The sequence below is a fragment of the Psychrobacter immobilis genome, from assembly GCF_003148585.1.
Lineage (GTDB): Bacteria > Pseudomonadota > Gammaproteobacteria > Pseudomonadales > Moraxellaceae > Psychrobacter > Psychrobacter immobilis.
Genome location: NZ_QGGM01000003.1, coordinates 63,823 through 75,680, shown reverse-complemented (window position 1 = coordinate 75,680; position 11,858 = coordinate 63,823). Strand labels below are relative to the sequence as shown.

The following is an 11,858-nucleotide window of genomic DNA, read 5'->3' as shown; positions in this document are numbered from 1 at the left end:
AACATGCTCTAATATCTGTTAAGTAAATACAAAAAAGCCGACATATGATGTCGGCTTTTTTGTATTTACTGCCTTGATGAGCAGTGGTAGTAATAGACTTAACGGATAGGCGTTAATACTTGCCCACGGCAACTATCAGTACTCGCATCTAATGTCTCATATTGCTTATAATAGCTGACGATCAGCTCTTCCAAAGCGACGTTGGTCTGTGAATCATGGGTATTGACGTATGCTTCGCGGGCTTGTTCAAGCCAACGATCTGCCATGCGAAAATGGATGCCTGATTCCCGCCAGCCGCGCTCGCACTGGTTCGTAGCAGCCCAAATTAAAGCGACCTCGCTGAAGGCTATCTCTCGTGGTGCTGACTCGATACCACCGCTATCTTTTAGCGCGCTTAAGGTTGCCCATAGATCGGGGCGCATGAGAGCAGAGTTTGATGGTATGTCTTGAATAAGGTTGAGATCTTGTTCCTTGCCATTTTTTAAGGTAGTCAAAATCGTCTCTGCTGCCTGTGCTGCTTGCTGTCCAGCAGGTGAACGACTATTCATGCTGTCTTGATGGAGGGCATAGTTGAGCCAAGCCTGAGCTTTATAGGCAAAGTATTGTTGACGTGCGCTCATGTTTTCTTGTTGATACGCTTGTAACTCTGTCAACATACAGTTCATAGCACGTTGGCGCGTACTTTGGTATTTTGGGTGGTGAGACTGAGTTTGAACATCATTGGCACAGTGAGTAGCGTCATGGGTTACTGCCACTTTAGGCGTATGATGACTCGCCGATGCAACCGAGGTCATTGTCAGGAAGAAAGCGGTTGATAATAAAGCTTTTATAGGCTGTTTATAATGGGCTGCTTTGTTGGCAGGATTAGGCATGATGCAAAACCTCATATTAAGCGGATCAGTATCAATATTAGTATTGGTACTTGCGGTTTTCGGCGCTGATCTCATCGCTTATTAAAATATATCTGTCATATAATATGATGAACAGCGCGATAACGCCCGCATTGTCGTCAGATGATAACACGACAATGGGGATAAATTACAATGTAGAATGAGTCGTCAAACGCTGGTTCTTACGTGGATCATCACGTTTGAATAGGTCTTCGTCAAACTTGAAACGTAATCTAAAGTAAGCGCCTTCCATAGTGCTATCGTCATAAGCGATGTCTTCATCCTCAAAGCCCATAAAGTTATAACCTAGTGACAACCAAAGATTGGTCATCGGGCTATAGCCCACTTCCGCACCGAGCATATAAGACATATCATCTGCTTGTTTGTTCCAATAAGTGCCTGCTTGCAAACCCACATCCCAGCGCTCACTGATGTCATATAGACCGCGAGCATAAAGCGCATGGGCTGTATTGTCGCTACTGATATTATCAGCATCAAACTGAGTATATTTACCCGCGTAACGGCCTGATAACGTCAACGGACGCGTTGGATGATAGTTACCACTCAATGACCAAATAACGGCATCTTTTTGATAGGCGTCATCGCCAGTACTGTTATCATCTAAGCGATACTCAAGCTTGGCTAACATGTCTAACTGATTGCTATCATAATCACGATAGGCAGCTCCTAGCTGGAAGCGATTAATCGTGCGATTGCCATCGTCATAATCGACGCGCGAGTAGATGTCTTTGGCCAACAGAGTTACATCGTCGGTATAGCGATAAGCAATACCAGCGCTACCTAGCAATGTGTCACTGGTCTCACCCCAACGCTTCTCAAAACGCGCCGAGGCTTTGTAATCTTCTTTCGCAAGATACTCTACACCAATGCCAGCTGCCGTTGCGGTATTTTCGGTATCGCCCTCTAATGATTCAACACGCTCAAATAAGGTGTTTAAAGTCAGACCTTCTTGAACATACCACTTGTTTTTTAGACCGATAGCAGCTTCAGCTTCGCGAGCACTAATGGCGTCACTCATGCGATATTCGCTATAGACTTTGCCATCTTTCATATAAGCGGCATCAAAACCAAATACGGTACGCTGACGTTCTTCAGTGTCATCAAGACCATAGCTACCAGATAGACTGTTGATCAAGTCATGACGGGCGTATAGGCGGCCTAAACCACCTAGCGGCGTCTCGCCTCCGATGGAGGTGGCATTACGATTACTGTTATCAATATCTTGCTCATATTCTGCAAAAACTAAAGAGTCATTGAGCTTTGGTAACCGTGCCGTGATACGAGCGCGGGCGGTAGTACCTTCAATATCTTTTTCAGAATCACTGACATTATTTAGCGCCGATTGATTGATAATATCGTCATTAAAGAGAGTGTTATCAGTCACATCTACGACGTCTGTTACCGCTTGGATATTGCGTGAAGCTGCCGTCGCATCTTGCTTATAATAACGTAAGCCAATCTCGCCAACGATGTTGGTGCTCAAACGCTGTTCAATACTGGCTAAGACACCTTGGCGGCTAGCATCAGTGGTATGATCTTTAGTGCGTACGCCTTCTAGTTTTAGCGCGGTCTTTTTGTCATTAATTAAATGAGTGACTTCGACGCCCGATTCAGCGCGCCCAGCAGTCTGCGGCGAGGCACCAGTCACGAAACCTTCGTCAGTATCGTTATAATAAGCTTTGGCACGAGTGTTTTTCTTGTTATCAAAGTCAAGCTCGATACGCAAGGCATTACCTTCTGCGTCCTGACCGTCTAATTCTGTCGCATTAATTTGATTGCTTGGCTGAAAATTTGGATTCTCAGCTTTATTCATCGCGTATTCAGCAACCAGTTTTAGTTTATCGTTAAACTTGATAACGCTGTTAACACTGGCCAGCTCTTCTTTGTTAAGAGGGTCATCACTGTTGACATAGCTACCACCGATGGCAACTTTATCAGTCAACTGCTGCTTGGCAGCAATGCCACCGACCAAGTATTTTTCGCCACCTTCATCTACTTCTACAGTGACTCGTAGATAAATAGGGTTGCCATCGATGTCTTGGCTAGCGATAGGGGCTTTTAAAAATAAGCTACGGCTGATAGGGTCAATTTCATAATCGGCAAAGCGGGTAAGGGTCTCACGGCTAATGATCAAGCCTGGATTGTTGGCGTCACGAGTGATCACTTCGACAGTTTCTGAGTTTTCTAATACGGCATCAAAGTTTTCAGCCAATGGATAAGGGCCTGAGATACCAAGACCACGAGTCTCATTGACGCGTTGGCTGGAACTGGTCTCCGCGACAAAGGCGGTAATGCGAGTATTGCTATCTTCATATTGGGCTTTTAGGCCAGTCAACGTACGGTTATATTGACCTAATTTAATACCTTCATCGTTATCGATTTGAGTTTTTAAGTCGCCATACATAGCAAATGAGCGGCCCTTGTCCAAGCGCACATAGAGTTTGCTGGTAGATTGCGCATCAAAGCCCTTGGCTGATGAATCACCATAGACAGGATAGTATTCACCAGGCTCGATATCACGGAACAGACGCTCGCCTTTTTTGTCGCTGTCATAAGCCAAAGTGAGCAAATAATCGCCACGTACTTTGCCTTTAAGAAACATCGCGGCGCGACCAGAAGCGGTATAGTCATCGTTACCAGCGAAATCATTGAGCTCTTGCTCAAAAGCGCCTTGGGCGTCAGTAATGCTGCTGCCATCAAAGTCTTTAAGTGAGATCGCGCCTTCGACGATGCCGACGGCAATGAGAGGACGTAATTGCGCGGTAAACTGTAACGGGATAATCTGTTTACTGCTACCAGTGTCGATGACCAACTCACCTTTACCCGGTACACTTGGTGCAGTCACGGGTATGAGTAGCTCACCACCTGAGACAATAACTTGCGTACCAGCTTGATCTTTACTGCTGTCATTAAGATTGATACGGCCGATATTGGTATCGATAGTGATAGGTGTTGAGGCGATATAAGGACGGCCATCACGGTCTTTTAGGCTAATAACGACTTGATAATCGCTAACGCCATCTGCCGGTACTAGCTGCGCTTGAGTGCGATAGTCAATGGCTTGTAAACTGTCTGGCGTTGATACTTTAATGGTTTGCTCAGAGATAATTTTGCCATTCACGTCAGTAGCGACACCGCGCAAGATATTGTTGCCGCGTTTTAAGTCGACGGCATAGTAATCAAAGGCAGTCACATTCTGTTTTTCTTGCTCAGCAGTTTTGCCGATTTGTTGTTCTGATACTGCTTTTCCATTGGCATATAGTGTAAATATTGAACCCAGTGGCGCTTGCACCTGTACCATTTGTTTATAAGTGCTGAGCTGTTGACCTTCGTTTAAATTGATAAAAGCCACGTCATTGTTAGCCACTTCTTTGAGATATTCTTCCAGCTCTTTTTCTACTGGCGGTGCTACCGTAGTTACGGTCATATCAACACGATTGGCGGCTGGGCTGATCATCTCATTGACGATAGCAGAGTCACAGTTGCTGCCCAGATCTAAGTCGCCATTGATGTTGCAGCCACTGGCGTCTACATTATCATCGTAGTCACGATTGTAGTCAGGATCTAAGGTTAGCTCGGTTTTTACTGCTTGCTCAAGGCTATCATTCTTAGCGCTTACTGATTTGCTACGAGCGACAAGCTCTGTATTCAAACGCTCAGTGCTATCGCCCATACCGACCACGATACCGAAATCGGCACGATGTAATTCGCCATATTTTAAGTCAACGAAACGGCTGCCCGCATCGCCCGCATTGCGATTACTTTGGGTGACCATCTCGGTTGAGTGAGGGATGGTGGTGCGGTCAACTTTTAAGACGTGAGTTTTGGCACTGACACCATAAAAGTTATATTTACCTTCAGGATCAGTCACGACAAAGTTACCGTTTTCCATGTAGATACGCACGCCTGCAACGCCAAGTTCGCCATCTTCTTTTTGTTGAATGCCGTCACGGTTGATATCGTGGTAGACCTTACCCATGATGATGCCATCAGTATTCATGACGCCGCGCTCTACTTCAATCTTCCACTGTGCTTCTCTTGAAACTAAGCTTTTACCTTGTTCATTGCTAGCAACGGCAGTCGCGCGGTTGATGCCATCACCGCCTAATGATGAAGCACCGATTAAGACACGATACGTGATTTTTTTACTTTCGCCATTTGCCATATTACCTAAATTTAGCACCTGATATTTACCATCAGCTTTAAATTCAGTGGTTTGCGCTTGGTCGATACTGATATCAGCAGTTTGGTTGATACGTACACTACCATCGACATAAGCAAAACCACGTGGTAGGGCATCTTTTAGTTGTACATCGTAAGCGGTAGAGTTGCCACTATTGGTGATATTGATGGTGTAGCTAACATAATCACCAAATTCAGCGCTTTTAACGTCGCTTTCTTTGGTGACGACTAAGCTTGGGCTATCATCGACGATATTGATTTGTGTATCTAAGTCATCGATACGTACGGTGAAGTCACCTTCGCTTGGTAGCTGCTCAGCGCCAGTGCCGACAGAAGGCGCGATACAGGCATCTAGACTTGCAGTCAACGTATCATTTGCTAGAGTCTGAATAAATTTGTCATTGACAGCGTTGGCATTGTTTTGTGTTGGTGCTGATAGCTGGTATTTACCAGTACTATTGCCCGTCTCAATCGCTTTCAATGCGTATTTGTCACCCGTCAACAAAGAGGTAATCGTGACCCATACTTGATCTGGCTTATCTAGCTGAACGTTACACTGCGCATAGCTGGCATCGATATAGACGTTTTCATCGATTTGTGAGGTGGTTTTGTTTTCGTCAAACTTAGGAGTTGTAAATTTGATTTCAGGCTCAACGATGATCAGTCTATCAGTCACGTTGACACTCGATACGGATGGGTCTTCTAGAACGACAGCGCCAATTTTAATATCTGCAGTATCGCCACTTTTGCCGTTAACATCTGATAAAGCTTGCACGATAAACTGGATACTTTCACTGTGTCCAAGTTTGATTTGTGCGCTTAAATTATCGAAAATAACTTCAGTATCACCATTATCAACGACGCCGTTTCTATTTAGATCTTGATAGACTTTTAAGTTTGAGAGCGTTGGCGATACAGCCAATGTTAGCTCAACAGTCTGGTTGCTATAGCTGGTATTGCTTAGGACGTTTACCCAGTTGACCAAGGCGTTAGGCATAACGGTGAGTAACGGCTGTTGAGTGAGTTCAATACCGTATTCAGGAAGGTCTGAGGCTTTGACTTGTACTTGGTTTGAGGTGCTAGATATTGTGACCTCATTTTGATTGCCAAGGTTATAGCTAGCGTTTGCAATATTGTTGATGATTTGCAGATTAGGGTTTGCTGCATCAGCTGCAATCGCGATATTTGATTGCATAAGCAACATTGCCAATGACAGCGCAGAGATCTTCGCTGAACACAATGCAGTACGATTAGACGGTGTCATGGTAGATAGAGTCATATGTCGCTTATCCAATAAAATATCAGTGAGGGTAAGGGTAGAGATTCTCTAGCTTGGCTAATATAAAAGAATTAGGTCAAGCTAGAGGAGTCCTACAAGCATCGTTTGATGCTTGTAAGTTTTGAATATAGGTAAAGTAGTATCTTTACTTTCCTCATTAACTTTTAAGGTTTTGGCGTTACTGTTGTAGCATTAGCCTTGATTTTAACTGAGAATTGCAGGGTTGCAGTGTCAGTAGGGGCAAGTTTAGTTACTCCAGCTTCGATAGCAGTACCAGTGTTAGTTACGCTGCCTGCTGTAGAGTTTGTACTAGAAACCGAAATGGTACCGTCATTTTTGTAGTCAGCACTATTTGAGAATCTAGATAACAAATCTGAAATGGTAACATCTGTGATATCAAAACCTACTGGTTTAGCTGAGAAAGTGTTTTCAGCTGTTATACGATAGATAACACATTGATTAGGGGTAGCTAACAGAGTAGCAATACCCATTGATTCACTACCATCTAGAGTACCATTACAGTTTGTATCTATGGCTTGCTGTTTTAGTAGCTTTAAGCCTTTAACGTTGGTTGTATCAGTAATTACGAAACCACCTGTTGTAGGCGCATCAGTACCACCTGGAATCAAGGTTACTGTAGTAGTTTCGCTCGCAGCTGCTGGAGAATTAGCTTCATTTGAAGCACTTGGCGCATTTGTTGATGAAACTTCATATTTTATAGTTACAGTACTTTCAGAAGCCATACCTGGGAACGGAGTAGTTCCATTTACAGCATTCTTAAGATCATATATGCCATCTGCAGGAGCGTTAGGGAATGTAAAATCCTGAGCGGTACCATTTTTTGGTTTGTAAGTTATAGTGACAGGTGTTGTAAGGTTTACAGCAGCACTACCAGCATTGTCCACAATTTTAAATTTCACTTCGCCAGCAGTATCACCTTCAGTCTCTTTACCAGTGTTGGTAATGATAGTTTCATGCTTGGCTTGCGTATTAGTTGGACTAGTAGACGTAGTGTTTGGGACTTCTTTAGTCGTTGCTCCAGTTAAGGTTAGCCCACGCTCGTTAGATGTCAACGGTGCTGTTGAATCGCCGCCAGCTGTAGCCGGAGTACTGCCATCCTGAACTTCAGAATCACCTGCTGTAGGATAGAAAGTACCAGTGTTCTGTGCACCAACTTCAGAGTCTGTACTATCAGTTACGATATCATCAATAGTACTTGCATCTTCATCTAAGTCATCTTTAACACTCGCATGGTTAACGGTACTTTTAGCTAGAGTCTCAGTAGTATCTTGTTGTACCTCAAATGTAATAGTAACTTTGGCATTAACTGCTAAGTTCACACCAGTGACCACAAAGCCATCTAGAACACCAGACCCTACTGTACCAGCGCCTTGAGTATTCTCTACTACTGTGCCAACATCTGATTTAACTGTGCCTGGTACAAGTTTAAGACCTAAAGGTAGGTTATCAATGATAGTTGCATTAGTTGCAGCCGCAGAATAGGCTGTTTGACTGTTAGTAACAACGATTTTATAAGTGGCTTTAGAAGTATTGTCTTGCTTATTAATCGTACCTGTTACTGACTTTACAATGCTAAAGACTGGTAATACGGTATTAGAATAGTCAAAGTTGGTTAAAGATTTCTTAGTTGGAGCAGCAGTAGCTAAGTAATCACTAACAGCAGTTAATGTTAAGTTTTGCTTATCTGCGCCTTTGTTATCTTTCGTTTTAGCATTAACGACGATTTCCGCATACTGACCAGCTTGTAGCTCAATCTTGTTAGCGTTAAAGGTTGAAAAAGGTTGGTCTGTTACTGTTGTAACAGCTGTGCCACCACCCGTATTGAATATCTTGTAACTTACTGTTGTTTTACTAAAGTCATAATTTTTATCGTCAGTAGGTGTAGCTGGAATATCTCCTGTAGCCCCATTTTGAGCTAAGGTCATAGTATATTTATCTGTAAAGTTACCTGAGTTAGTCAAAGTATGGTTGAAAGCTACAAAGCCATTAGGCGTTACTTTTAAGCCTTCGTTTTTATCATCATCATTCACTGCTCCGGTTGCTAAGGCAGCATCTTTAATAGTAGCTACAAGAGAAAAAGCAGCTGTTTCTGTTACTGTTATAGTAACTTGATTAGATTTTACTTCTTTTTGATCAATTTCGCCTACTTTGTATGTTGCGCTTGCTACGTTATTGATAGTTGCTTCACCGCCAAGAGACTGTGTGGTTTTTGCCATAGCCCCAGTAGAGATACCCATTACCGCAGCAACACCAACGGCTAACAGGCTATAATTAAAATTATTTGATTTCATATAGATATCCTAAAATTAGAAGAGCAAGATTTTGTGAGTTGAAGGAGAGGTCTAGTTGACGATCGTGTTGAGTGCCACGGCGGCAGACTTCTGTGCTGGTAATAACTTGATATTCCAGCGCAGGGTACGGTATTCAGAAAACGGAATTTTGACCATTTTGCCATCGACTTTACGCATCAGTGGCATATCGGCATAGTTCTTGCCATCGATACTGGCTTGAGCACTGGTAGGGTTAGCTTCACCAGTGAAAGCCATATTGGCAGGGATAGGCAATACGACAGCCAGATCTTGGATATCTTTGTTAATAATATTGCTGTATGTTGCCTTGTACTGAATGACCGTACCCGCTGGAGCATTACGAACTGGTAGATAAGAGATCTTACCTTCAGCGTTTTTGGTGACTTGATTGGCTGTTAAATCCATTTTTAAGGCATCATTGGCGTGAGCAGCACTTAGTGCTATTACCGACGCTAAGCTTGCTAATATGGCACTGCGTAAAAAATTAAAACCTTTCATATCGTATTCCTTGCTTAAACCATTATTATCAAGTCAATCTTGACTTCGTCCCATGCAATGTAAAAACTGCAATCAACTATGAATAAGAGATGCTGATAAAGTTAGAATTGTTCCTTAATATGATTGTCACGCAAACAATACAAATATTCACCACAAAAACGACAAATGGTATTTTGGAGTACACAAACGGTAAAAGCCCTATCTATAGAGATAGGGCTTTTGTCAGTAAAAAATAGTCTTTAGAGTTGATAATATAGCAAGGGGGAATAGTTACTAAGGATTCACAGTAGTGCCGTATTTGGTGTTGAAGCGAATAGCTCGACGGCGATCGGAGCTAGTAATTCCTAGCGGGAAGCCATTAGTTAGCACTTGACCATTATTACCAATCGATACTGAACTATTAGAAAAAGAAGGTACACCGCTGTTTTCTCCGATAGGTGTAGGCGTGGCTAAAGTAGACGTTACAAGAGCACCATTTTCTCCTTTTTTCTGTAAGATGTCTCTAATAATGATATCTGTCAAAGGCACATTACCACGGTTAACCGCTTCAATCCTATAAGCGATACATTGTCCTGGTATGATGTCAGATATGGAATTTATACTATAAGCAGTACTGGCGCTACCCGTATAATTAACATTAATGGTCGTGAGGTCGGTCAAGCTACAGTTGTGAGTATATTGACTCTTGAAGAGCACTAAAGCTGCATTATCTTGAATAACATCACCAAAGTTATTATCAGGATAGTTAAATGTATCAGTCGCAATATTTATTTGTCGCACATTGCTCGTAGTGTCAACAGAGTATGTGTAATTATTAGGTTCATTCTGAGTAGCACAGAGCCTCGTATTGCTTCCAAGCTGTGCAGGTGTCAGAGTGAAACTATAGGTTCCATCAGGATTGATATTGACAGTTTGAGGTGTAAATGTACTCGTATCACCCGTACATTTATTTAAGGTGATAGTATGACCTGAAGTGAATGGAATTCCCAATTCATTTGACGAATCGTATTTACCGTTGAAGTAAAGATTGTTATTTAGATATTTATCGGATACATCGTCTTTAGTGGGGTTTATGATTTTACCATTGTCGTTAAACACGATGCCTGAAAAGCTATAAGATTTTGGTGTGTTGGTAATAATGCAAGTAACCTCGTCACCATAATTTAAGTTTGATAACGTAAAAGAGCTTGTGTTTCCAGAAGGCGTGCTTGAGTTGCTACCAGTCGTTGCATTGCTACAGACATAGCTAGTATTGTAGTTACTAACATTACCATTTATTATATTCTCAGATATGGTATAGGTTATATTTGGGGCTAATTCCAATGGGGTAACAGTGCTTCCATTAGTTATGGTCGAACCTGCCCCTGTTGTTGTAAAAGACGCTGTAGAGCCTTGACTATCAGGAGTTAATTTTCCACCAGCTACTTTAATATTGAATTGGTCACGCTTAGTATCACTGTCGTTAAAACGAGTACCAGTTAATACCTTTTTCACAATGAGTTTCGGTGGTGCTAGACAAAAATAAAAGTCTGAGTAGCCGATAGCATGTACGCTATTATTTTCACTTAAAAAGTTGTTATGCTTTAGGTTAACAGCAGTATTCGCAATCTTATAAGGCCAAGTCGCGCTAATGGTACAAGCATCAATATCACAGTTGCGCCCCCTCAATGCAGTTACAATATTTTTATCGTTATTAATATCGTGGTAAGCAGGGAAAGAGGTTAGTTGTCCCCCTGAAAGTGAGACATCTGCTTGTTCTATATAAGGCACCTGACCGTTACGAACAGTAGTAGAGTCCAAATCCTGAATTTTATACCCTATTTTACTGACATTACGGTCGACGGTGACATCTAAAATATGGTTAGTTCTAGAGAGGTTTGATACTGGTGAGTTATGTTCCAAATTGATAGCACTGGAGGTAACACCCCTGTTAGGACCAAAAAATGGGGGTTTGTCAACATCATTATTTAAATCTTTTAACCCCGAAAATTGGATTTTAAATGTTTTATTACCAGAGCTTTCTTCAAATATAATGCTTCTATCAGTGGTTCCCGCGCTCCCCCAACTCAGCGTTTGCTTAGCCACAGGGTTGGCTGGAGTAGAAGCAGGAGCATTGGCACCCATATAATACATCTTATGCCCGCTCGGACAACTGGCTGCGGTAAAGTCTGCTGTCGTTTCAAAAGGATTGTCCGCGCTATAGACCCCAGTACTGATAAGTAGTAGCGTTACACCACTTAGCATATTCAGTTTATTTCTAGGATTATAAAATAAATTATAAAAGGCTAAATGTGAAAAAAATTTAAATTTGCGCATATCACTATCCCTCTAAGCTAAAACTTGCCGTGAACATTTACCAAGAAGCTAAATTTAAAAGTCATCAAAAACTGTATAGGTTACGTAACTTAACATATTAAGCAATAATTTCGTAAAAGTCCTACGAAATGGATGAATGGCAGATATTTCATGACCAGCTACAGTATCTGGTTATAGATGTTAGCTTGTTAGCAAATAATCCTTATATTTCTTTGAAACATTTCTAAAAAAACTAATGATTATTTATTTCAAAAATACTTGTCATATCACCATTTCTTTACAGCTATAAACAACAGCAGCATAAGAGCCTATAATAAAGAGTTATTATCATTTGATAATTGA

The 11,858-nt window shown here is 42.0% G+C and carries 5 protein-coding genes; all 5 read right to left on the bottom strand.

Annotated features, from left to right (window positions below; all coding sequences use genetic code 11):
* Positions 1–98: 98 nt before the first annotated feature.
* A complete protein-coding gene (locus C8D84_RS03700; RefSeq protein WP_109590160.1) occupies positions 99–872 on the bottom strand; it encodes a hypothetical protein in 774 nt (257 codons plus the stop codon).
* 166 nt (positions 873–1,038) lie between these two features.
* On the bottom strand, positions 1,039–6,372 hold the full coding sequence (locus C8D84_RS03695) for an SdrD B-like domain-containing protein (protein ID WP_109590158.1): 5,334 nt from the start codon (positions 6,370–6,372) through the stop codon (positions 1,039–1,041).
* A gap of 164 nt (positions 6,373–6,536) precedes the next feature.
* The gene (locus tag C8D84_RS03690) at positions 6,537–8,684 is read right to left on the bottom strand and encodes a hypothetical protein (protein WP_109590156.1); all 2,148 of its coding nucleotides are present in this window, start codon (positions 8,682–8,684) and stop codon (positions 6,537–6,539) included.
* Positions 8,685–8,735: 51 nt separating this feature from the next.
* A complete protein-coding gene (locus C8D84_RS03685) occupies positions 8,736–9,200 on the bottom strand; it encodes a hypothetical protein (RefSeq protein WP_060490843.1) in 465 nt (154 codons plus the stop codon).
* 273 nt (positions 9,201–9,473) lie between these two features.
* Complete coding sequence (locus tag C8D84_RS03680) at positions 9,474–11,516, bottom strand: hypothetical protein (protein WP_109590154.1); 2,043 nt, start codon at positions 11,514–11,516, stop codon at positions 9,474–9,476.
* Positions 11,517–11,858: the final 342 nt, after the last annotated feature.